Raw genomic sequence first — 23,541 nt, 5'->3', positions numbered from 1 at the left:
TGATTACTGTAGTCTCATGTCACTCTCATTACATATTTAAGCAACTTACAAAGTATTATTACATATTTTGCATTATAAAAAATATATCAACCTAGATCGCTATATTCTAGTCAAATATAAGAGTATTATGCCTATAAGTATTTATGCAACTACTTTTCAAGGTAATATAAAAAAAATATAAATTAAATACAATTCAGCACAATTTTACCTATTTTTTTGTACTATATTTGATTATTATTAAATTAATTAGCAAGGCTTATAAGTATAAAATTAAACAACTAGTAACAGGGAAAACCCTATAATGTTTGATCAGAAACACACCATTTTAAATTCCAGAAAATATTAAATTTTGAGAAGAAAATGTTAGTAGTTTGAAAAAAAGGTTACATAGGCGAAATCCGCATTTGAAGAAGGTTTTGCCCTTGTCTGGAGAACGTAAATTAAAAAAATAGGCCAATTCCTACGCTAAAACCCTGATCCCCAACCCCAAAACTTCGTGTTAGTCTGTTGCAGTTAATAAACAGAAAGTAAAAGCGGAACGAGTTCGCAACTTAGGAGAGTTTGGTAATAACTAAAATTTGTTACCAGCTACCAACAACTAAGAGACTGCTGTTCTATAGTCGCTTTAAAATCGGACGCATGAATCAAAGACATTTTTGGACTTTTGTCGCCCTTTCTCTGACCATAGTAGGGACACCTTCAGTTGGTCAGACTCAGACCACCAAGTTAACCACACTAGCTGCACCAAAAGCAGCAGCTGGTGAAGTGGAGAAGGTAGGGGAGTTGAAAACTTCAGCAGGGGGAAATACCTCTGATGCTGTAAATACAAGTATTCATCCTCACAAAATTGGCGGTCGGCGGGCGGCGACTCTGTATATCCGAAACATTCCAGTTCTGACCTTTTTGAGTTCTAAATCAACTACGAACAGTCAAAAGAAAGTGGGTGTAGTTGGAGAAGATGATCAGGGCGTGCAATTGTACGCCCTTAACACTGGGAACTCAGTCCAGGTGGCAAGTGCAGGAAATTTAGCGAATGCCAAGATTCAAACTGGCTCGCTGCAAGATGACCCAGTACATAGAGCTGGTGTGATTGCAGCCAAGATCAACCAGATGATCCGAAATAATGTTAAAGCTGATCAAATTACGGTCAGTTGGAAGGGAAAAGGCGAAACCAAAGTTGCCAATTCATCCGAAAATAAGGGTGTTTCAGTTCAACAACAATCAGGCGATCGCTACACCATCAAAATCAACAATCAAGAATTGGTGGAAATTAATCAAAATACCCGCCTCGCAGATACCACCAATGATTTAGCCAAAGACGCGTTGCAAGCCACAAATCGCCTACGTAGGCTCATCGGCAACGCCTCTCCGCTCACACAAATTGCTAACTTACCATCCCGTTCTCGTTCGTCACAAGTAGTAGCTAACTTGCCCGAACAAGTTGCTAGCAACATTAGACTCACCTTCCAAGGAATAGCCTCCTTTTACGGTCGTGGTTTTCATGGCAGACCGACCGCCACAGGTGAGAGATTCAATTCAGAAGCTATGACCGCCGCCCATCGTAGCTTACCCTTCGGCACAAGAGTGCGTGTCACCAATACCCGCAATGGTCGTTCTGTTGTAGTGCGAATCAACGACAGAGGCCCATACATTCGGGGTAGGGTGATTGACCTATCAACCGGTGCAGCCAGAGTTCTGGGTATGATCGGTAGTGGACTTGCACCAGTGAAAATTGAAGTCCTGGGTCGATAGTTCTTGGAGGCAGGGCAGAGGAGGCAGGGGGCGAAGGGAGACAAGGGAGACAAGGGAGGGGGGAGTGTGGGGAGAGAGGGTAGTGTGGGGGGAAAAATTTGTTCTCCACCATCCCACACCTCCCACACCAAGCACACCCTGCCCAATGCCCAATTCCCCATGCCCCATGCCCCATGCCCAATTCCCCTATTTCATCTTTTTCTTCCCTCTGTTTGAGAGATAAACTAACGGAGGAGATGCTAAAGATTGAACTAGGGGTATTTTTGTGCGCCTGTTGACAACAGTTGCAGCTTTACGTTGCTATTTACAGAAACATCGCTGGCAAAATCAGCTAACAGGATCAAATGATCTAGTTGTGGATGGGATAAATAGCTGGTATGAGACAGCAGTTGGTCTAGTACCGACTATGGGGAGTTTACATCAAGGTCATTTAAGTTTGATTGCACGGGCGCGAGAGGAAAATTCGGCGGTAATTGTCAGTATTTTCGTTAATCCCCTACAATTTGGCCCGAATGAGGATTTTGAACGCTATCCTCGCAGTTTAGAAGCAGACCGACAATTATGTGAACAGGCTGGAGTAGATGCTATTTTCGCGCCTAGTCCTGAAGAAATGGGAATTTACAAGAATATACAAGAATATAAGGTAACACAAGTAATCCCTCCATCTGCTATGATATCTGGCTTGTGTGGTCGTTCTCGGCTAGGTCACTTTCAAGGGGTGGCAACGATTGTGACTAAGCTTTTTAACTTAGTACAACCTGACCGAGCCTACTTTGGCCAAAAGGATGGTCAGCAGCTAGCGATTATTAAACAGTTAGTGGCTGATTTAAATTTGCCCGTAGAAATTATTGCTTGCCCGATAGTACGGGAAGTTTCGGGTTTGGCTTTGAGTTCTCGCAATCAGTATTTGACTGCCGAGGAAAAACAGCAAGCAGCAGTATTGTATCGCAGCTTGCAACAAGCTGAGATGGCTTTTCGTGCAGGTGTACGCGATCGCCATCAGTTGATAGCCAGTGTACAGCAGGAGTTAGCTAAGGTTAGTACAGTAGCAGTGGAATATATTGAATTAGTTGAACCAACTACATTAATGTCTATAGATCAAATTACGGAGGAAGGAATGATTGCGATCGCAGCTCGTCTTGGTGCTACACGATTGATTGATAATACCATCCTGCGCGATCGCCAACCTATCATCGCTATTGATGGGCCAGCCGGGGCGGGAAAATCTACAGTAGCCCGTCAAGTGGCAGCAAAGTTAGGTCTAGTTTATCTAGATACAGGCGCAATGTACCGTGCTATAACGTGGTTAGTTCTAGAACGAGGTATTGCCATTGATGATGAGTGTGAAATCGCCCAATTAGCTCATAAATGTCAAATTGAACTGACTCCCAGCCCAGACTTACAATCTCCTGTGCAGGTTTGGATTGATGGTAGTGATGTCACCCAAGCCATTCGTTCTGTTGCAGTTACATCTCAAGTATCCGCGATCGCAGCCCAAGCTGCTGTCCGAGAAGCCTTAGTCAAACAGCAACAAATTTGGGGTAAAAAAGGTGGTTTAGTCGCTGAAGGCAGAGACATTGGTACTCATGTCTTCCCCGATGCCGAAATCAAAATTTTCTTAACCGCCTCTGTTAGTGAACGCGCTCGCCGTCGCCAACAAGACTTTCAAAAACAAGGTCAACCACAAGTCAACCTCGAACAACTGGAACGAGATATTGCTGAACGTGACTGGAAAGATAGCACTCGCAAAGTCTCCCCCTTGAAAAAAGCAGCAGATGCCATTGAATTACAAACTGATGGTCTGAGCATAGCTGATGTGACACAACAAATTGTGAACTACTATCAGCAAAGTTTTTCTCAGCGATGACGGTTGACGGTTGACACTCCGAATTTTAGATTTTAAATTTTGGATTTTGGATTGTTTGGGGTACAAACCCTACCCGAACGTGGGTGATTTTACCCAAGACTGTTTAATTGATTAGTCCCCAGCCTGCAATTTATAGGGAGTGAGAAATTCAACACTTGCTCCCTGTTTCTCTATATTTAAAAATTAATTAGCTAAAAAATTTAACAGGTGTTGTAGTTAACATTCTAAATAGTCTTATAGTTAATTCATCTGGCTAAAGAATGATTTTTTACACCTGAGATAAAACTCTAAGTTAAATCAACATTCCTACCACCTGACAACTAAATCCAATTATCCCCCTACCCAGAATTTGAGCTTGCTGCTGCCAATAGCTACATCTAGGAAATATAAGTAGCTTGGATTTATCATTATCAATTTTGGCTAATTCCACTGATTTAAAAATTATTGGGTATGAATATTCACTTTGGTAGTAGAATGACGATGTTAAGTTTTATATCCTATGTTTGAGGGATATAAAAAAGTCAGCATAAGACTTGTAATTTCCTAGGCTGCCGCAATAGTTTTCAATTGCAAAACAGTAAAGAGAGGACTTCACAATATGGCATTCACACAACCTGCCTTACCCTTTGACAAGAATGCTCTAGAGTCATACGGTATGAAAGCCGAAACCTTTGAGTATCACTATGGCAAGCATCACAAAGCTTATGTAGATAACCTCAACAAGCTAACCGAAGGTACAGACTTAGCTGATAAATCCTTAGAAGAAGTGATTCAAATCTCCTTTAAAGACCCCGCTAAAGTAGGGATATTTAACAACGCTGCCCAAGTTTGGAATCATACCTTCTTCTGGAATTGCTTAAAACCCGCAGGTGGTGGCGCGCCTACCGGTGACTTAGCCGCTAGAATTGACAAAGATTTTGGTAGCTTCGACAAATTCAAAGAAGAATTTTCTAGTGCGGCTGCAACTCAGTTTGGTAGCGGCTGGGCTTGGTTAGTTGATGATGGTGGTACACTCAAAGTCATGAAAACACCAAACGCTGAAAACCCTCTAGCTCATGGGAAAAAGGCACTTCTAACCATAGATGTTTGGGAACACGCCTACTACATTGATTTTAGAAATGCTCGTCCAGCATTTATCAAGAATTTCTTAGATCAATTGGTAAACTGGGACTTTGTAGCTGAAAATTTAGCGAAGGCTTAATTTGCAGTGATTTTTTAAGTTTCATTAGCAAAATTTGCATAAATCAACAGTCACGGCTTAAATCGTGGCTGTTTTGCTCTCTAATAAAATAAGGAAGTTTTAGCGATCGCATTAGCCTATAATTTATTATTATATTAAATGAGAATTGCAACAATTATTACAAATGAATAGTAAAGAACTCGCACAATACATGGAAGCAACTAATGGCATAGCTAAACCTTGGCTATTAGTACAACTGCGGCTCAAAAAACTCCAAGAACGCAAAGCCACAATTTCTGAAGATGAATACGCTAATGAATTAGCAGATATCCACCAAGACTTAATGAATTTAGGTGAATGGTGGCGTGGAATTGAAAAAGAAGTTTTTTAGATTGGGGACTGGGTGCAGGGGAGAAAAGCTATGGACTATTGACTACGCACTATTAACTATGAACTAATAACTAATGACTAATGACTAATAACTAACTCTTATGGATTATCGGGATGCAGGGGTTGATGTAGAAGCTGGTCGTGCTTTTGTAGATCAGATTCGTAATTTGGTTCACAGTACTTTTAGACCAGAAGTTCTAGGCGGACTGGGTGGTTTTGGCGGGTGTTTTGAACTCCCAAGCGGTTATAAACAACCTGTATTAGTTTCTGGAACAGATGGTGTAGGGACGAAGCTAAAAATTGCCCATATGCTCAACCGTCATGACACTGTGGGGATTGATTTAGTCGCCATGTGCGTGAATGATGTGTTGACATCAGGCGCAGAACCATTGTTTTTTCTAGATTATGTCGCTACAGGCAAATTAGATAAAGAACAGCTCACTCAAGTGGTAGCAGGTATTGCGTCAGGATGTCAGCAGGCTGGTTGTGCTTTATTGGGGGGAGAAACGGCGGAGATGCCTGGTTTCTACCAAGTTGGTGAGTATGATTTGGCTGGTTTCTGTGTGGGAATTGTGGAAAAAAGCCAAATGCTCAACGGTTCACAGGTGCAAGTGGGAGATGTAGCGATCGCGCTTCCTAGCTCCGGTGTCCACAGTAATGGTTTAAGCTTAGTCAGGAAGATTGTTAGCGATCGCGGTTTCAATTGGGAAGACACCCCAGAATTATTAGGTGGTGCAACTATCGGTGAAACATTTCTACAACCTACACGCATCTATGTCAAACCTGTTTTAGCTGCACGAAAAGCAGGCTTAGAAATTCACGGTATGGCACATATTACCGGAGGTGGCTTACCAGAAAATTTACCTAGGTGTTTGGGCAAAGGTCAATCCATTAAAATTCACCCTAACAGTTGGACGATTCCGCCGATTTTTCAATGGCTAGCTGAAGCCGGATCTGTCAGTGAGGAAGCAATGTATAACACCTTTAATATGGGCATTGGTTTTGTATTGCTCATCCCACCCCAGCAAGTAGAACAGACAATTCAATTCTTTACAGGCCAAGATATTCCTGCTTTTGTAGTTGGGGAAGTGATTACTGGTGAAGGGGGAATAATTCGTAATTCGTAATGGGCTGCGCCCCGCTACGCTAACGTAATTCGTAATTCGTAATTAAGAGGGTACAGGCTCTCAGTGATTTTAACTATGAATTACGAATTACTTTTAGATGATTAATAATTTAGTTAATTTTTATACATATTTTACAGGATATGTATAGAGGGTTAGGGTGTGATAGTTGTTGAAAAATCAGGGTTGGAGATGATTTACTTTGTATTTATCTAAGTATCTAAGATTAGAAATCTAAATATTTGTGACTGAAACTTATCACAGCGATTGAATATACTCATGACCGTAAGCATTTAGATTTGCTAACGTAGTCTTAACATATTGAAAAAATCTGACTGATAAAACTGAGAAAATAGCTTTCAGCACTGACTAAAGGTGCTGCTAAATGCTCATTTCTGGATGTGGCGTGTTGGTGTGAAGGAATCACGTATTTTTATTCAGAGGGGGTTATGGTTGTAAATTTTGCCCGGACATCTGCTTGTTGTGAACTCTTAGAGCAAGTTTTCCAGAATATAGATGCCGAAAGTTGTCCGAGATTATTTAACTTTCATATGCACACTGTCTACTCAGATGGTAAATTACAGCCAAATGTGTTGATGGAGCAAGCGATCGCTATTGGTTTAAATGGTTTGGCGATTACTGACCATCATACTATCGGTGGTTATGAAGCAGCGCAAGCTTGGCTGGAAAACTGGAAATGGAACAACCCCGGCGCAACTACTCCGTATTTATGGAGTGGTGTAGAAGTGAACGCTAATTTATTGAATGTAGAAGTTCACATTTTGGCTTATGGTTTTCAACCAGAACACCTGAGTATGAGACCTTATTTACAAAGAAGAATAACTACAGGTAAAGAATATGAAGCCGGTAACGTTATTGAGGCAATTCATGCGGCTGGGGGACTAGCTGTATTAGCCCATCCGGCACGTTATAAGCGATCGCATTTTGATTTAATTCCAGCCGCCGTACAATACGGGATTGATGGTGTAGAAACCTTCTACGCCTACAACAACCCCAACCCCTGGAAACCGAGCTTCACCGAATCACAACAAGTTAAGCAACTAGCTCAAGAATATGGGCTATTCAATACTTGCGGTACTGATACCCACGGTTTAAGCATACTGCAACGGCTGTAATTACTTATCATAGTGATGAACAGTTATCAACCTCAATTTCTCACTCCTTTGAGTAGGTTGGGCAGCCACCGCCTTAGACCGATCTCCCGGCTTGGGGCGAGTGGTTCATCTAGGAAATTGGGTTATTTAAACAATGCAAAATAGAAAAAACCCATCAGGGATCATGCTAAAACTCTAGATAAATTGTATATTTCAAATCACTATTTACCATTAATTTAGATTGATATAATCTTTTTCTAATGCCTGAAGAATCTTGAGATATAGGTTTTCAACTCGCTGAATTTGAATATCTCCAATTGAGGCATAGTGAGTTAAGCTAGGTGAACCATTCACTTCAATGATCACATAATCTACCATTGGTCTGGTTATGTCTTGGGTAATGATATCTAAGCCAATTAACCTCAAACCCATATCTTTAGCAACATTTAAAGCTAGTTTCTGAAAGTCTGGGTGAATAGTTTCCGTGACATCTATTGCTTCACCTCCACTAGATAAATTTGCGTTATCTAACAGATAGATAATTTTACCGTTGGGAATAATACTATTAAAGTTAAGATTCTGCTTTTTGAGTTTTTGTTTGATACGAAAATCATCAAAATCTATAATTTTCTTTCTACCAGTTTGCAGAAAATTATCCTGTTTGTGGTGTAGTAATTCTAAAACGGTAGATTTGCCATCACCGATAACAGATAAAGGCAATCTTTGATATGCTGCCATGACTTCATTATCTATTACTACAATTCTGTAGTCTTTGCCAAGATAAAACTTTTCTACAATCAATCCTGAATTAATTCGTAATATTTTTTTCGCTACTTGATAATATTCAGTTTTATTATAAACTTTAGTAACTAATTTTCCCTGACTGAGATTAATAGGTTTAACGATGACGGGAAATCCTAAGCTTTTAGCATATTCAAAGCCGATATCTATATTTCTATCGTTACCAATTTTTTCACAAAATTTATGGCTAAAAAATGTCTTTCCTTCCGTAACTTTATATCCAAAATGCTTCAGAAAAAAATTAGAATAACCTTTATCTTTTGCTATTTCTGCTGATCCAAAACCATTAATATTTAATTTTGTGGTACTAAAAAATGCTTTATGACCATTTTTAAAGGTAATATGCCCGACTAATTGATATTCTGGATCTATGACTACTACTGCACCAATTTGGGGCGCAATTTTTTGAATTATTGACGTTACTAATGGCATTTTCTGCTTGACAAGTATAATTTGTTGCCAAAATTTTAACTAAATAAGAAATATTGGTCAATAACTTTAATATTTTTAGTAAAAACCAGGTTTTAACGTTTATAAAAGCTGATATGAGTAGAATAGGGTAAATAATTAAAAGTTCTCAAACAAGGACTAAAGTCCTGACTACAAACTCAATATTTAACAGAGTTTGGGTTTTCAAGTTGTTCTAGCTTGACAAAGGGGTATAGGGGTGTAAGGGAAAAACTTTTTTATGTGTTCTGCTCTATACAGTTCATGACTGCTACTTACCTTGTCTTATTATTTACCAATACTTATACTTGAATACTGAAATATTTATAGCTTTACAAACTCATAATAAAAGATAAAAATATTAGTCAAATGAATTTTCTTTAAGCTATAATTTGCTGTTCGACCCTTAAAAAATAGATGATTGATAATTCATACTAAATAGGGATTTACAAGTGAGTTAGTCTAAAATATATCACTCGGTGTTGACAATTTATAAATAATCGAATAACAAGGTGGCAGCACTATAAAAAAGGAGCTAGTGAATTTGTCTAGGAAGATTCACTAACGCCTTTACTGAAACTTAATACGGTTAAGATAATCATGCCACAAAATTCTGAATACAAAGCAACGATCTCTGAAACTCATACCAAAGGCTATAAACAACGCCTAAATTCTTGGGCGATCGCACGTTTACTTCCTGATGCCAATCGTGAGATTGTCGCTCGCTTTCGCAGCCGTTCTGATGCTGATGGTTATATGCAGCATTTGATGCAAGTAGTACCAAATGCTTCCTTCATGGTAGTTTTTGATTGTCAGCCTCAAGAAGCAGCAATTTAGAGTGTCAGTACCTTGAGAACCAGGGGTAAAGGGTGATGTGGGTGACGAGGGTGCTTCTATTTCTGGGTTAAATGATTCTAAATTCAGCCTTAAGAAAGCTTAATAAGTACCTTGGGGAAGATGCCATTACTGAGCAAATCAGTATCCAATATATCATGGCGAAAAATGGCATCTTATTTCCAGGGGGACTGATTGAATGAATTTGCAGGCGATTTGGCAGCTTTTCCAAGAAGCGTTTCGAGAATGGAATGAGGATCAGGCTTCGCGCTTGGCGGCTGCGTTGGCTTACTATACAGTCTTTTCTATCGCACCATTGCTAATTATCGTAATTGCGATCGCAGGTGCAGTATTTGGTGAAGATGCAGCACGGGGAGAAATTGTTTCCCAAATACAAAGTTTAGTAGGTCAAGACGGTGCGGAATTAATTGAGAGTGCCATCAAAAATGCTAATAGGCCACAAGCTGGAACAATCGCTTCTGTGATTAGTTTGGTAGTGCTACTATTGGGTGCAACGGGTATTTTTACTGAGTTACAAGATTCTCTCAACACAATTTGGGAAGTAAAAACAAAGCCAGGACGTGGTGTAAAGAACATCATTCGCAAACGCTGTTTATCTTTTGCGATGATTCTGGGTATTGGCTTTTTACTTTTGGCTTCCCTGGTAATTAGTGGAGTCTTAACAGCGTTAGTAACTTATTCTAGTGGAGTCTTACCAGGTATTGATTTCCTCTGGCAGATAGTTAGCTTTATTCTTTCCTTTGCGATCGCTACAATTATGTTTGGGCTAGTTTTTAAAGTCCTGCCTGATGTCAGATTAGCTTGGAGTGATGTGTTAATTGGTGCTAGTTTGACCTCACTGCTATTTTCTATTGGTAAGTTTTTATTAGGACAGTATTTAGGTAATAGCAGTTTTGGCTCGGCTTACGGTGCGGCTGGTTCACTGGTAGTTATCCTCGCTTGGGTTTACTATACCGCCCAAATTCTGTTTTTTGGGGCTGAGTTCACCCAGGTTTATGCGAGAAAGTACGGTAGACGCATTGTTCCGAATCGTAATGCTGTGTCTATAAATGAAAAAACTTCAGCTAATCAAAGAGAATAGCGAATAACAATAATAATGTTTCCAACACGGATTTTCTAACTTTTGATTTGCAATTCGGACTTAATTCATTTATACGATGGATAAATGGTTTTATATTGATTGGCGTGCAGTTTTTGTTCCCAGTATCAGTGTTCTAGAATTAGTAGTACGTGGGTCTTTAGTTTACCTAGCTTTATTTTCCGTGTTGCGTTTATTACCTAGTCGGCAACTGGGAACTTTAGGCATTACCGATTTACTTGTCGTGGTGCTATTTGCTGAAGCTGCCCAAAATGCTATGGCTAGTAACTATACATCAATTACTGAAGGAGCGATTTTAGTTGGAACGGTGATTTTTTGGAGTTATTTTCTCAACTGGTTAGGCTACAAACTACCGACTTTTCAGCGATTTCTGAATCCCTCGCCCATGCTGTTGGTAAAAAACGGCAAAATGATCGAGCGTCATCTTCAACAAGAGCTAATTACAGAAGATGAGTTGATGAGTAAGTTACGTCAGCAGGGTGTGGAATTTTTACATGATGTCAAGTTTGCATATATGGAAGCTGATGGTAGCATCAGTATCATTACACATGAATCTGAAACTAAGTCCATCACACCTTAATCATATGCGAAAGGAGGTAGCCACGAAATTTGAGGCGGATTCATCTGTTGTTTCATCCTTGCACCTCTCTTGCGTGGCGCAGTTTAGATCGCAATCTTTCAATTACAACTTCCCCATCAATGCCTTCTCCTCTATCTAACTGTTCAATAGCCACTTCAACTTTTTGCCGTGTTTCTTCTACCCATTGCTGATAACCTTGTTCCCATTCTGATAGCAGCTTTAATGCTTTGCTAATTACTTCTTCAGGATTGTTATATCTACCTGTAGCAATTTGTGCTGCAATGATTTGCTCTAATTCAGGTTTAAGTTGGATATTCATGATTTTTACAACATAAACAGCTAGTCAGTGAGTTCTAGTGGCCACAGTACGAGGCAGGATGCTCGATGTCACAAGTGCTAAATAGACTGTAAAATATGACAGTCGTATTCTGCCGCGAACGTTGATTGAGCGTTATACTTTGCCCGAAATGGGCAACCTGTGGACTGAATTTTATAAGTTCAAAACCTGGCTTCAGGTAGAAATTGCAGTTTGTGAAGCCCAAGCTGAATTGGGTTATATTCCAACTGCGGCTGTTGAGGAAATTAAAGCTAAGGCTAATTTTGATCCCCAACGGGTGTTGGAAATAGAGGCGGAAGTCCGCCATGATGTCATTGCTTTTTTGACGAATGTTAATGAATATGTAGGCGATGCCGGACGTTATATTCACCTGGGATTGACTAGTTCTGATGTCCTAGATACGGCTTTAGCATTGCAAATGGTGGCTAGTCTGGATGTGATAGCGCAACGCCTGGAAGATTTCATTCAGGTGATTCGCTCTAAAGCACGGGAACATCGTTATACAGTCATGGCCGGCCGATCGCACGGTATTCATGCTGAACCTATTACCTTTGGGTTTAAGCTGGCGGGATGGCTAGCTGAAATGTTGCGCCATCAACAACGGCTGCAAATTCTCCGTGAAACTATTGCTGTGGGTAAGATTTCCGGCGCGGTGGGAACTTATGCCAATATTGAACCACGAGTAGAAGCGATCGCTTGTCAAAAATTGGGACTCCAGCCAGATACGGCTTCCACACAGGTGATTTCGCGCGATCGCCATGCTGATTATGTGCAGCAATTAGCTTTAGTCGCCGCCTCTATTGAACGCTTTGCTGTAGAAATTCGCAATCTGCAAAAAACAGACGTTCTCGAAGTGGAGGAATATTTCTCCAAAGGTCAAAAAGGCTCTAGTGCTATGCCCCACAAACGCAACCCCATCCGTTCGGAACGGTTGACGGGGATGGCAAGATTAATTAGAAGTCATGCCGGTGCGGTTTTAGAAAACGTCGCCTTGTGGCACGAACGCGACATTTCTCACAGTTCTGTAGAACGGGTAGTTCTCCCAGATGCTTGCATTTTGACTCATTTCATGCTTAAGGAAATCACCGAATTGGTGAAAAACCTGCTAGTCTACCCAGAAAACATGGCGCGAAATCTCAACTGTTACGGGGGAGTAGTATTCAGTCAGAAAGTGCTATTAGCTTTAGTAGAAAAGGGAATGAGCCGCGAAGAAGCATATGCGATCGTGCAACAAAACGCTCACGCTGCTTGGAATAAGCCAGAAGGTAACTTCCACGACTTAATTACCCAAGATTCCCGTGTGACTCAAAAGCTATCACCAGCAGAAATTGCTGTATGTTTTGACCCCCAACAACATCTGCGTCATTTAGATCAGGTTTACCAAAGGTTAGGAATTTAACCAAAAGTATTAGAGGCTAATATTCTATTAGCCCCTAATTTAACCCCTAGGGAATTACGAATTACGAATTACGAATTACGAATTACGAATTACGAATTACGAATTACACTCCCGCACCAGTAGCTTGACCGCCTAATCTTTCTTGAATGCGGCTTTTAGCTGCTTTAAATTGTGTCGCTAGCTGCTCGCTTTGATCAGAACTGAGATTGCTACGAATCGCTGCAAACATGGTACTTTCTTCTTGACGAACGTGATCCATCACGATATCTGCTAGCTGTCTGACTCTATTTTTAAACTCTGAGGTAGAGGGACTCATCGCTTTGATTTGGTCTAACATCCGCTTCATTTCGGCTTGTTCATCATAGAGTTCTTGGGTATCTCTATCACCGTAGAAAGAACGTACTCTAGGATAAACTACCTCTTCTTCAGCTTCAGCGTGAGCGGTTAGATCCTTGTAAACTTGACCGAAGTATTCTTGAATCTTTTGGGGATCATTGCTTTGCTGGATTTCAGTAAATAAGATGTTAACTTTGTTATGGTCTAAACGCAACACATCTTGGATATTCATATCCCGTTTGTCAGAACCTTGGGTGACAGCACTTCCTACCGCACCAGTCAAAGCCGCCATTGCATCTTGGACGCGTCCCCAGATACCTTGATCAACTTCTTGCCCTGTGAGTTCGCGGACTCCTAAGACTTCTAAAATACCTTTGAGTTGTTCTTGGTGAGCGCGATTTTCAAAGTTAACGGTGTTGAGAGGGCCAATTGCAGCCATGACATCCGCACCTACTTTTTGTGCTGCTTTGTGAATTAGCAACCCACTCATAACTTGTTGATGCTTCAACAATTCGTGCTGAAAGACTTTTTCATAAAAACTTAATTGCGAGCCTTGCATCATTTGGCGCAGCTTGTCTACCATTTCTCGCACTGTGTTACATGGTTCTTGTTGAATGCCATACTGCACATTAACAGTTTCGAGAATGCCCAAATTTTTGCGATCGTCATCGAGCATATTCCGAAAGCGATCATTGATTTCGTTATCAGTTGATTCTCTCAAAAATAATTGCTCGTTGTCTATAATCAACTGTTGAATTAATTTCATATCTGCCAATTTAGCAGCAATAGCATTACGTTTTGTATCATCTAATGTTGATACCATTGTGAGTTCTCCTCAAAAAAATACTCGTATTCTTACCAAGATAAATTTCACATATTTAATAGTAATATCCCTCTTTCTTTTGAGCGATTATTCTCATAACTCAGGATATAAATACAGTCTTTTGTTGACATTAACTGATACTTATACTTGCAGATAGATAGATATTGATTATTTACTCTGTCGTCAGATAGATAAAATTTCCAGATGATTTTTCTAAATTAGCTCAGAGATATTTAAAATTTAGGAGTTTAGTTAATAATGCCAGATGTTTCTGGAATAGGCGAACAGGCTTTAAATAAGACCGCAGAAGTTGGTTTATCTAGCCAGTTAGATGAAGTAGAAAATTTAGATGTAAATATTAAAACTGATCCATTAAAGCTAGTACAAGGAGAAGTGGAATCAGTTGCGATCGCAGGTGAAGGGTTAGTCATGCAAAAAGACCTCCGTATGGAGGAAATAAACATGGAAATCAATAGCGTGGCTATTAATCCTCTCAGTGCGGCTTTTGGGAAAATTGAACTGACCAAACCAACAGCAGGTAAGGCAAGGGTAATATTAACTCAAGCAGATATCAACCGTGCTTTTAACTCGGAATATGTCCGCACTCAAATTCAAAACCAGAAAATTAATATCGATGGGCAACTCAAAACAGTTATACCTCAACAGGTAGACTTTAGCCTGCCGGGTGAGGGTAAAGTTGCAATCAATGCCAGCATTTTGATATTAGAAAATAACGCCATTCACCAAGTTGCATTTACAGCAGTACCTCGTGTTAATTTTAATGGCACAACTGTCACCTTGGAAGATGTCACCTATGGCGAAGGTGAGGAGATTTCACCACAATTAACTCAAGCATTGATAGCACAAACCAGTGAAATATTGAACTTGAGTAACTTTGATTTAGAAGGAATGAGTTTGCGAGTTCAAGAACTAGAAGTAGACACAGGTAAACTCACCCTGCAAGCACAAGCGGACGTAGAACAAATTCCCTTTGCTGAAAATTAGGATAACTATTATGGAAACCACAGAAACAACTTCTACAAGTTCCACAGATTCCACACCATTCCCTAATATTCCCCCAGTGATTGAAAGTGACGATCGGGAATATCGTGATTCTGGTGTACCCAGTACAGTAGCGATCGCTGGACATCCTCTACATCCCTTAAGTATAATTTTCCCCATCGCCTTTTTAGCCGCCGCCTTGGGTAGCGATTTTGGTTATTGGCTAACCCATGATTTCTTTTGGGCGAGGGCTAGTTTTTGGTTAATCGGACTGGGATTAGCTAGCGGCGTTATAGCTGCTATCATCGGTTTAAGTGATTTTCTCCAAATTGAACGTGTCCGTAAACGTCAAGCAGGCTGGGCGCATTTGATTCTCAATGTGTCTCTGTTAGCCTTAACTGTCGTCAATTTTCTACTCCGACTAGGCGACATTGAAGCCAGAATCTTACCCTGGGGACTATTACTTTCTTTAATCGTCGGTACTCTCACCAGCATTTCCGGTTGGTTTGGTGCAGAGCTTTCCTATCGTCACAAAATAGGCGTAGTCGGTGCTGGTAGTAGAAGATATCCGTAATTCGTAATACCCTACGGGTACTCTGCGAGAACGCCTTTGGCGAACGCGTAGCGTTCTCGGAGAGTAGGCTAACGCCTACGTAATGGGCTGCGCCCCGCTACGCTAACGTAATACCGCTACGCGGAAGCAAGCTACGTAATTCGTAATTCACGCGATGTGCAACTTATTTTTGAAACCCCTCTCCATAGAGCAAAGCTCTTCTTGTAGAGTACCTCTCCCCTGTAACTGTAGAGACGTTGCATGCAACGTCTCTACTTTGAATCTTGCTCCCCTTCCCACTCCTTCGGAGAAGCAAGCTATGTAGGGAAGGGGTTGGGGGTTAGGTTTTAGAGAAAGTTGCACACGGCGTTAATTAAGAACGGCGCACATTTAAACAACACCATTCTTTGCGCTTCCACATGGTAGCGACTACCCAACCATGTTTGGCTAAAGCCTCAGCTACGGAGTTTGATTGTTCTATTAAAATGCCACTGAAAATTGCCCATGTATTCTTTTGAGATATTTCGGTGATTTCTGGGACTAATTGAATAATCACATCAGCCAAAATATTGCAGACAATTCCATCTACTGGCTTGTCAATGAGTTTTTTTAAAATGTCTACGCTACCTTCGGCGGGAACTATGCGTTCTGGATTAACATCATTGAGAGCGCGATTGCTAAAGGTAGATTGCACTGCTAAGGGATCAGTATCTACAGCATAGACTTTTTCTGCACCTAATAGCACTGCCCCCACTGCTAAGATACCAGAGCCGCAGCCAATATCCGCAATTACTACAGGTTCTTTTTTAGCATTTGTTGCCATAAACGACTGTGGAACTGAGCCTAAACGCATTTCCAGCGATTCTAAACACAGTTGGGTTGTCGCATGATTGCCTGTACCAAAAGCTACACCGGGGTCAAGACGAATCACTAATCTATCGGAGTCTTCTGGTAATGGTAGCCATGCAGGATTGATGAGAAAGCGATCGCCAATTTCTTGCGGTTGCCAATATTGTTTCCAACTACTAGCCCAATCTTCCTCATCAATGAGTTGCCAATTCAAGCTAGGGCTAGATAATCCTACACATAGAGCATCTTGCCGCAGCCATAGCCCCAAAGCCGCCAAATCTAATAGCTGTGCTTGAAAAGTAGGTAAGTAACCCTTAACTAAACAGTCAGTTCCCTTGCTTTCACTAGCTGTTCCCCGACAGCCAAATTCCTCCAAACGCCAGAAAACCGAGTCTTCTAACGCTGGTTCACATAATATCTGTAATTCCCACCAAGTGTTTGCCATAAGAGAAGTGAAAAGGGCATGGGGCTAATCAATTCAAAATTCAAAATTCAAAATTCAAAAATTTTGGGTATTGGGCATTGGGCATGGGGCATGGGGCATGGGGCATGGGGCATTGGGTATTGGGTATTGGGCATTGGGCATTGGGCATTGGGGTAAAAATTTCTACCTTGTCTACCCGAAGTTCTGAGCGGAGGAAACCTCCGCTCAGACTTCTCTCCTTGTCTACCTTGTCTCCCTGCCCCCTACTCCCTGCCCCCTGCCCCCTGCCCCCTGCCCCCTGCCTTTATAAAGTTACTGTATAAGCGTCCCGAATGCCGTCTACTTTGGTAATCTCTGCTAAAATCCCGTCTGGTAGGGGATCATCAATACTGAGAGCCATAACTGCATCACCGCGTACAATTTTGCGGCCTACTTGCATACTAGCAATGTTGACGTTAAAGCTACCCAACAGAGAACCTAGTCTACCAATGATTCCTGGCATATCTCGGTGCAGGGTAAACAGCATATATTTGCTGGGTGGTACGTTGATGGGGAAGCCGTCAACGTCGGTGAGGTGAATTTCTTTATCGCCTAACAATGCACCAGTTACAGAATGAGTTCCTAAAGTACCTGTGGCTTCTAAACGTAATGAGCCTGCGTAGTCACGGGCGGAAGCATCACGGGTTTCGATGACGCGGATTCCCCGTTCTTTGGCTTCGATGTTGGCGTTGACGTAGTTTACCCGCTCTCTAAGGGCTTGATAAAGTAAGCCTTTGAGGGCAGCTATGACTAGAGGTTGACTTTTATTAGTTGCTAGTTCCCCTTGGAGACGAACGTTCAGTAATTCTACTCTGCCGCCTGCTAGCTGTCCGACTAAGTTGCCCAAGGTTTCTGCTAGCTGCATATAGGGCTTGAGTTCTTCAAGAATATCGGGGCCAAGTCCGGGGATGTTGACGGCAGAACGGGCGGGTAAACCGAGGAGTACATCGCGGATTTGTTCGGCTACATCTATGGCTACATTGACTTGGGCTTCTGTGGTGGACGCGCCTAAGTGGGGGGTAAGGATCATCTCTTTACCGAGCGATCGCAATTCTGATTCTCCCAAGGGTTCAGACTCGAATACGTCTAAGGCTGCACCGGCGATCGTTCCCGCTTTAATGGCTGCGGCTAAAGCAGCTTCATCAATGATACCACCACGAGCGCAGTTGATAATCCGGGCTGTGGGTTTCATTTTTGCCAGGGTTTCGGCGTTGATTAGATGGGCAGTTTCTGGTGTTTTGGGGATATGCAGGGTGATATAATCCGCCTGCTGAATCAGTAAATCTAAATCTACTAACTGACAGCCGATTTGTTCGGCTCTTTCTCTAGAAATAAAAGGATCGTAAGCTAGTAGTTTCATGCCCATAGCTTTGGCTACAGCCGCCACATGAGAACCGATTTTACCTAAGCCGACGATACCGAGGGTTTTTTTGTATACTTCTGCCCCTACAAAAGTTTTCCGATCCCACACCCCACTTTTGACGGAAGCGTTAGCATCGGGTATGTGACGAGACAAAGACAGCATCATTGCTAGGGCGTGTTCTGCCGCCGCGATCGTATTACCTTCCGGGGAATTAACTACAACAATCCCCCGACGGGTAGCAGCAGGCACATCCACGTTATCCACACCAACACCGGCACGGCCGATAATTTTTAATTGAGTACCTGCTTCAATGATTTCTTGAGTTACCCGCGTTCCTGAACGAATCATCAACGCGTCATATTCACCAATAATTTCTATTAATTCTGCTGGTTTCAGACCTGTTTTGACATCAACGGTAGCAACTTGCGAGAGAATGTCAATCCCAGCTTGGTCAATAGGATCAGAGACGAGAACCTTAGACATGATTACATCATTTATAAGTTAGAAGTTTTGCTGCACAAGACTTTTTAGTTTAGTCTTTATTCGTGACAGTTCAGCAAAAATATTTGTTTTAATAACAAATGATGGCACTCTTGCACCTCACCTATTGAGCATAACAGAATATTAGGTACACCGATGACGTAGGTTGTCTTAGCGATCGCGTCACCCATCACCCAAAGATTTAGGTGCGTTACGGCTTGCGCTAAACACACCCTACTGGCTTGCCGACACAAGCAAACACCGAGTTTTGGCTATGATAATTTAGTCGCAAACAGGGCTTATTTAAATTTTTTACAATATTTTGCTGATGATGGAGTCTTAGTTCCTGATATCATCAGCTATTATTTTTTTCCCTGAAATTCCTATGTCTGAAACCGTTTAATCAGTAATTGCAAAATACAACACATAACAGACTAATAGCTAAAATCAAGTTAGACCTGTTGCAAAATTTATGATTCTTGGATTGTCCTTTCTGTCTACCCTGTGGGTTCTGCTTGCAGTATTGGGGTTGACATGAAGCGAAGAAATATATATCCAAGAGGTCTATTGAACCAGGAGAACAAAAGCCGATTATGTGTGGGATTATTGGTATTTTCGGTAAAGGGGTATCTCATAGCTACGATTTGCCAGAAATGTTATCAACCTTGGCTCACCGAGGCCCTGATGATACTGGAGTAATTGCAGAAGATAACTTTGCTTTGGGACACCAGCGTTTAGCCATCATGGATGTAGAAGGGGGTCATCAACCCCTATCTTTGATGGAGAATAAACTGTATAGCGTTTGTAATGGGGAAATTTATAACTTCCGAGAAATCAGAAATCACCTCAGTCAAAACTACAATTTTCAGACACAGGTTGATAGTGAAGTTTTGTTACCGCTTTATCAACAATTTGGTTCTCAACTCACTAATAGTTTGGATGGAATGTTTAGTTTTGTGATCAGCGACGGTAAAGAATTTTTGGCAGCCCGCGATCGCATTGGCATTAAGCCGCTTTACTATGGAACTGCTGATGATAATATCTTCTTTTCCTCAGAAATTAAAGCCTTAGTAGAACATACAGACCACATTCGGGAATTTCCTAATGGGTATTATTATCACTCCCATCTAGGATTACAACCTTACTACCAACTCCCAGAAAATCAGCCGTTTATCGAAGATTTAGATACGGTTCTGGCAAATATCCGTGATAGCTTATCCCAAAGTGTACAGAAGCGGTTGATGTCTGATGTACCAGTGGGAGTCTTCTTAAGTGGAGGTTTAGATTCTAGTATTATCGCTGCCTTGATGCGGCAACATATCCCCACGTTACATTCTTTCTCGGTGGGACTAGCCAATTCTCCTGATCTTGAGGCGGCGCGTCTAGTAGCAGAGCATTTAGGCACAATTCACCATGAATATGTGTACACAGAGTCGGAAATGCTGGCTGTTCTTCCCGATGTCATTTATTACCTAGAATCATTTGATCTCGCTTTAGTTCGCAGTGCGATTCCCTGTTATCTAGTTTCCCGACTAGCTAGTGAGTACGTGAAAGTGGTACTGTCGGGAGAAGGTGCAGATGAGTTATTCGCTGGCTATAGCTACTTTGCAGATTATCAAGATGCGATCGCTTTACATCAAGAGTCAGTGGCTATCCTCAAAGGTCTACACAATCTTAACCTGCAACGAGTAGACAGAATGACGATGGCTCATGGCTTAGAAGGACGTGTACCATTTTTAGATACTGACTTTATTGAAGTATCCTTGAGTATAGATCCTACTCTCAAGTTATACAAAACCTTTGGCATTGAGAAATGGTTGCTACGTAAGGCTTTTGAAGACTTACTACCGACAAAAGTTACTTGGCGAGACAAGATGGAATTTGCCCAAGGTTGTGCATCTTCAATGGTTTTGCAAGACTACGCTCATCAATACATCACTGAGCAGGAATTGGGGGAAGCACGTAGCCAAAGACTTCCTGTAAGTAGCAAAGAAGAGTTATTCTATTACAGGATTTTCCAACGTCATTTTGACCACCCCGATACTGTTGCTCTGATTGGCAAATGGCAAGGAACTCTGCATTAAATCTGAATCCAGCATGACTGGGTTCAGAAGTCCTAAGTAACTGAGGTATAAATAATGCAATCCGTTGGATCTCAAACTTATTCACAGGCAGTCAAAGATGGCAAATATGATCTTTATGTAGGAAATCTCTCTGGTAAATACGATAGTATCCGTACTTACTGGGAAGACCAATTAACCAGAATCGCTTTCAGACCATTTTTGCGTGAACTTGTAGAACGTTGTCAGCAAGAAAGACGAGGTGTGCGAATTTTGGATCTGGGGTGTGGTTCTGGACAGGGTTACGAAATCTTGACCAAAACCGACTTTCGTGATTTAGATTTAGACTTACAACACAAACGGGTATTACCCGAAAAGGATATTGATATCTATTTGGGACTAGATATCAGTTCAGCAATGATTGAAAAAGGTCAAACTTTGTTCGAGTCTAAGCCTCATGTTAAATTTGCCCAACAAGACCTACGAGAAGGTTTAGGCAAATTTAAAACCGAGCAAAAGCCTTTTGATATCTACTTCTCTGCTTATGCTGCCTTATCTCATCTGTCTCGACAACAACTTGTACAACTGTTGCAAGAGATTACAACACACGCTAGCAACAATAGTCTTGTTGTCCTAGATTTAGTTGGGCGTTACTCTATTGAATGGCCAGATTTTTGGTTCGCTAGCTCAGAAGAAGAAAAGGTACGTGACTACACCATGAGTTATCTGTATCCTGAGCAGTTGAGAAAGAGCTTACACATTGAAAAATTCCCTCTGAGATTTTGGACAGGTGATGAAGTTAGGGAACTAGCTCAAGAATTAACCACAAAAACTGGAGTCGGAATTGAAGTTTTAAAACTCATGGATCGTTCTATTCTCGTCGGCCGTCATACTGACACTAGAGAGTACAATCCCAAATTAAAGCCAATTCGGAACTTCAGCAATTCCCTACATGAAGATTATTTGCGTACTGACTTGCAAGAGTTAATCATTGATCCTGACATCGTTCCAGAACATCCTATTGTCAGTCCATTTCTGCACCAGTTAATTACATCTTGGAACATCCTTGTGCAGTATTCACAAAAACGGCTTTGTAATAGTATATGCCTCACAGATTTAGAAGAGTGGCATAACTTTCCTAAATCCTTACAGTTCGCTCTGATGACAATGGATCGCGTTATTGCTGATGTTGGTTGGATGTGGTATGGAGACCCTAGAGCTAACATTATTGAGCCGCAATTGGGTTATTCTCTGCGAACCTTAGAATATGGAATGCAAAGTGGAATGGGTTGTGGTCACGGTTTAGTGGCTATTTTGAAAATCCAAAAATAGTTGATGTTTGATAACTGAGTGAATCAGTTTGATGAGGCCATACGACTACTAAATTTGATCAAACTATCCCCCTACTAGTTTGGATCAAACTGAGTTGTTTTAATTCTGCCCATAGGAATAAATAAGTAATAAGTAATGAGATTTACTCATTACTTATTACTTAAAGTTAATTTAGCGATCGCATCTCCATAGTCTGACTTGTTCATTTATCAAAATTACTCGCCGACGGAGTGCTGATACTCATAGAAAAGAATCTAAAACGCAATAAAACAGTTACAATTTAACTCAGTAAATTTAACTGAGTCCATGACATACTGTGACTAGAGGTGGAGTCAAAAACCTTTCACCTTGCGCTGTAATCTTTGCTCTTTGCCCAAAATCAGCATCCCACAAATCCACGCAGCATGATTAATTGGAATGATTACCTAAACTCACTCTGTCATGATTATGCCCAACGGTGCAATACTTACACGCTGACGGATGTAGTGGGACAGCAGCGAATTGAGCAGAGGCACTCGCCGCTACTGTTAGATTTTATGGTGCAGACGGTGCAATCTGCCAAGGAAGAAAGGAGCGGAAGTCAGGAGAAAGTTGAGCGTTTAGACGTGCTGGCAGGGTTGCGGAAATATGCTCAAGAACACGTTTTGCTAATAGGGCGGCCGGGTTCGGGGAAATCAACAGCGTTGGCGCGGTTGTTGCTGGAGGAAGCGAAGAAACCCCTCCCCCAACCCCTCCCCGACGCGGAGAGGGGAGTTAATTCTCACCCTTCCCTTGTAGGGAAGGGGGTTGGGGGGTTAGGTCAAATCCCCATCCTAGTAGAGTTGCGCTATTACCAAACCTCAGTCCTAGACTTGATTCGGGATTTTTTAAAACGCCATCGCCTACTACTAGACACCGCAACCATAGAACAACTGCTTTGACACTCCCCCGACCGCTTAAACTTCGCTACGCTCGTTTAAGCAAAAAGTCGGGGGATTCTCCAAGAAGCACTTAGAAGGGACAGTCAAAAGTCCCACTACCTGCTCGACATCACTGAACATACGACACCCATGAGTCTTGCAGCTACGTTATTCAATTAATTAAATGCTTTCCGGGGTTCTCCACTAAGCCAATGTTGCGGTACACTCAGCTACTTGCCATTACTTACATTCTTGGGATATCGACTCAATGCGATTCCGAAGATGCCGGGAGTTCGCCGTACTAAGAAGCTTCAACGTGCAGGAGTATTACCTTACTCACTCTGTTATTTTACCATTTTTTTTGACTGCAACTAAAGTTGCACAAGTCACTTTTCCACCTCGATCTAAAGATGCGAGGCTACCAAGTTTCCCGCT

The 23,541-nt window shown here is 41.5% G+C and carries 22 protein-coding genes; 16 read left to right on the top strand and 6 right to left on the bottom strand.

What is annotated here, in order from left to right; translation table 11 throughout:
• The first annotated feature begins 639 nt into the window (after positions 1-639).
• From ACPZ3T_RS27195 to ACPZ3T_RS27165, 7 genes are all read left to right on the top strand, one after another.
• Positions 640-1,752: a septal ring lytic transglycosylase RlpA family protein gene (locus tag ACPZ3T_RS27195; protein WP_490272542.1), complete on the top strand. Its 1,113-nt coding sequence runs from the start codon at positions 640-642 to the stop codon at positions 1,750-1,752.
• Positions 1,733-1,975, top strand: coding sequence for a hypothetical protein (locus ACPZ3T_RS27190; RefSeq protein WP_490272541.1), 243 nt, complete (start codon positions 1,733-1,735; stop codon positions 1,973-1,975). The genes ACPZ3T_RS27195 and ACPZ3T_RS27190 overlap by 20 nt, the downstream gene beginning before the upstream one ends.
• Before the next feature lie 42 nt (positions 1,976-2,017).
• Complete coding sequence (locus ACPZ3T_RS27185) at positions 2,018-3,619, top strand: bifunctional pantoate--beta-alanine ligase/(d)CMP kinase (protein ID WP_490272540.1); 1,602 nt, start codon at positions 2,018-2,020, stop codon at positions 3,617-3,619.
• Positions 3,620-4,217: 598 nt separating this feature from the next.
• Positions 4,218-4,820, top strand: coding sequence for a superoxide dismutase [Fe] (gene sodB / locus ACPZ3T_RS27180; RefSeq protein WP_490272539.1), 603 nt, complete (start codon positions 4,218-4,220; stop codon positions 4,818-4,820).
• Between the two features lie 163 nt (positions 4,821-4,983).
• Positions 4,984-5,190 (top strand): hypothetical protein, encoded by a 207-nt coding sequence (locus ACPZ3T_RS27175; protein ID WP_490272538.1) that lies wholly within the window; start codon positions 4,984-4,986, stop codon positions 5,188-5,190.
• A gap of 100 nt (positions 5,191-5,290) precedes the next feature.
• The gene (purM, locus tag ACPZ3T_RS27170; protein WP_490272537.1) at positions 5,291-6,316 is read left to right on the top strand and encodes a phosphoribosylformylglycinamidine cyclo-ligase; all 1,026 of its coding nucleotides are present in this window, start codon (positions 5,291-5,293) and stop codon (positions 6,314-6,316) included.
• Positions 6,317-6,762: 446 nt separating this feature from the next.
• The gene (locus tag ACPZ3T_RS27165; protein WP_490272536.1) at positions 6,763-7,449 is read left to right on the top strand and encodes a PHP domain-containing protein; all 687 of its coding nucleotides are present in this window, start codon (positions 6,763-6,765) and stop codon (positions 7,447-7,449) included.
• Positions 7,450-7,659: 210 nt separating this feature from the next.
• Here the strand turns inward: ACPZ3T_RS27165 and ACPZ3T_RS27160 are convergent, their stop codons facing one another.
• Positions 7,660-8,661, bottom strand: coding sequence for a cyanophycin synthetase (locus tag ACPZ3T_RS27160; RefSeq protein ID WP_490272535.1), 1,002 nt, complete (start codon positions 8,659-8,661; stop codon positions 7,660-7,662).
• 615 nt (positions 8,662-9,276) lie between these two features.
• Between ACPZ3T_RS27160 and ACPZ3T_RS27155 the strand changes: the two genes are divergently transcribed.
• The 3 genes from ACPZ3T_RS27155 (at position 9,277) to ACPZ3T_RS27145 (ending at position 11,210) form a co-directional block, all read left to right on the top strand.
• Complete coding sequence (locus ACPZ3T_RS27155; protein ID WP_490272534.1) at positions 9,277-9,513, top strand: hypothetical protein; 237 nt, start codon at positions 9,277-9,279, stop codon at positions 9,511-9,513.
• Positions 9,514-9,709: 196 nt separating this feature from the next.
• On the top strand, positions 9,710-10,612 hold the full coding sequence (locus tag ACPZ3T_RS27150; protein WP_490272533.1) for a YihY/virulence factor BrkB family protein: 903 nt from the start codon (positions 9,710-9,712) through the stop codon (positions 10,610-10,612).
• Between the two features lie 76 nt (positions 10,613-10,688).
• The gene (locus ACPZ3T_RS27145) at positions 10,689-11,210 is read left to right on the top strand and encodes a DUF421 domain-containing protein (RefSeq protein WP_490272532.1); all 522 of its coding nucleotides are present in this window, start codon (positions 10,689-10,691) and stop codon (positions 11,208-11,210) included.
• Positions 11,211-11,262: 52 nt separating this feature from the next.
• On the opposite strand, the gene ACPZ3T_RS27140 is transcribed toward ACPZ3T_RS27145, so the two are convergent.
• Entirely contained in the window at positions 11,263-11,529 is a 267-nt protein-coding gene (locus ACPZ3T_RS27140) for a ribbon-helix-helix domain-containing protein (protein ID WP_490272531.1), read from the bottom strand.
• Between the two features lie 121 nt (positions 11,530-11,650).
• Here ACPZ3T_RS27140 and purB point away from each other — a divergent pair, with 121 nt between their 5' ends.
• Positions 11,651-12,946, top strand: coding sequence for an adenylosuccinate lyase (gene purB, locus ACPZ3T_RS27135; protein ID WP_490272530.1), 1,296 nt, complete (start codon positions 11,651-11,653; stop codon positions 12,944-12,946).
• Between the two features lie 103 nt (positions 12,947-13,049).
• Here purB and ACPZ3T_RS27130 read toward each other — a convergent pair whose 3' ends face one another.
• Positions 13,050-14,105 (bottom strand): hemerythrin domain-containing protein, encoded by a 1,056-nt coding sequence (locus ACPZ3T_RS27130; RefSeq protein ID WP_490272529.1) that lies wholly within the window; start codon positions 14,103-14,105, stop codon positions 13,050-13,052.
• Between the two features lie 258 nt (positions 14,106-14,363).
• On the opposite strand from ACPZ3T_RS27130, the gene ACPZ3T_RS27125 reads away from it, so the two are divergent.
• Complete coding sequence (locus tag ACPZ3T_RS27125; protein ID WP_490272528.1) at positions 14,364-15,110, top strand: LmeA family phospholipid-binding protein; 747 nt, start codon at positions 14,364-14,366, stop codon at positions 15,108-15,110.
• 10 nt (positions 15,111-15,120) lie between these two features.
• Positions 15,121-15,681, top strand: a complete 561-nt coding sequence (locus ACPZ3T_RS27120) for a DUF2231 domain-containing protein (protein ID WP_490272527.1) — start codon at positions 15,121-15,123, stop codon at positions 15,679-15,681.
• Between the two features lie 352 nt (positions 15,682-16,033).
• On the opposite strand, the gene prmA is transcribed toward ACPZ3T_RS27120, so the two are convergent.
• The 3 genes from prmA to ACPZ3T_RS27105 form a co-directional block, all read right to left on the bottom strand.
• Entirely contained in the window at positions 16,034-16,954 is a 921-nt protein-coding gene (gene prmA / locus ACPZ3T_RS27115) for a 50S ribosomal protein L11 methyltransferase (protein WP_490272526.1), read from the bottom strand.
• A 283-nt stretch (positions 16,955-17,237) separates the two neighbouring features.
• Entirely contained in the window at positions 17,238-18,818 is a 1,581-nt protein-coding gene (serA, locus tag ACPZ3T_RS27110; protein ID WP_490272525.1) for a phosphoglycerate dehydrogenase, read from the bottom strand.
• A gap of 56 nt (positions 18,819-18,874) precedes the next feature.
• Entirely contained in the window at positions 18,875-19,048 is a 174-nt protein-coding gene (locus tag ACPZ3T_RS27105; RefSeq protein ID WP_490272524.1) for a hypothetical protein, read from the bottom strand.
• A 360-nt stretch (positions 19,049-19,408) separates the two neighbouring features.
• On the opposite strand from ACPZ3T_RS27105, the gene asnB reads away from it, so the two are divergent.
• The 3 genes from asnB (at position 19,409) to ACPZ3T_RS27090 (ending at position 23,127) form a co-directional block, all read left to right on the top strand.
• A complete protein-coding gene (gene asnB / locus ACPZ3T_RS27100; RefSeq protein ID WP_490272523.1) occupies positions 19,409-20,899 on the top strand; it encodes an asparagine synthase B in 1,491 nt (496 codons plus the stop codon).
• A gap of 54 nt (positions 20,900-20,953) precedes the next feature.
• Complete coding sequence (locus ACPZ3T_RS27095) at positions 20,954-22,207, top strand: class I SAM-dependent methyltransferase (RefSeq protein WP_490272522.1); 1,254 nt, start codon at positions 20,954-20,956, stop codon at positions 22,205-22,207.
• Between the two features lie 362 nt (positions 22,208-22,569).
• On the top strand, positions 22,570-23,127 hold the full coding sequence (locus ACPZ3T_RS27090; RefSeq protein WP_490272521.1) for a hypothetical protein: 558 nt from the start codon (positions 22,570-22,572) through the stop codon (positions 23,125-23,127).
• Positions 23,128-23,541 lie beyond the last annotated feature (414 nt).

Source organism: Aliinostoc maniaoense (genome assembly GCF_058172895.1).
This window is presented reverse-complemented; position numbering and strand designations above follow the sequence as displayed.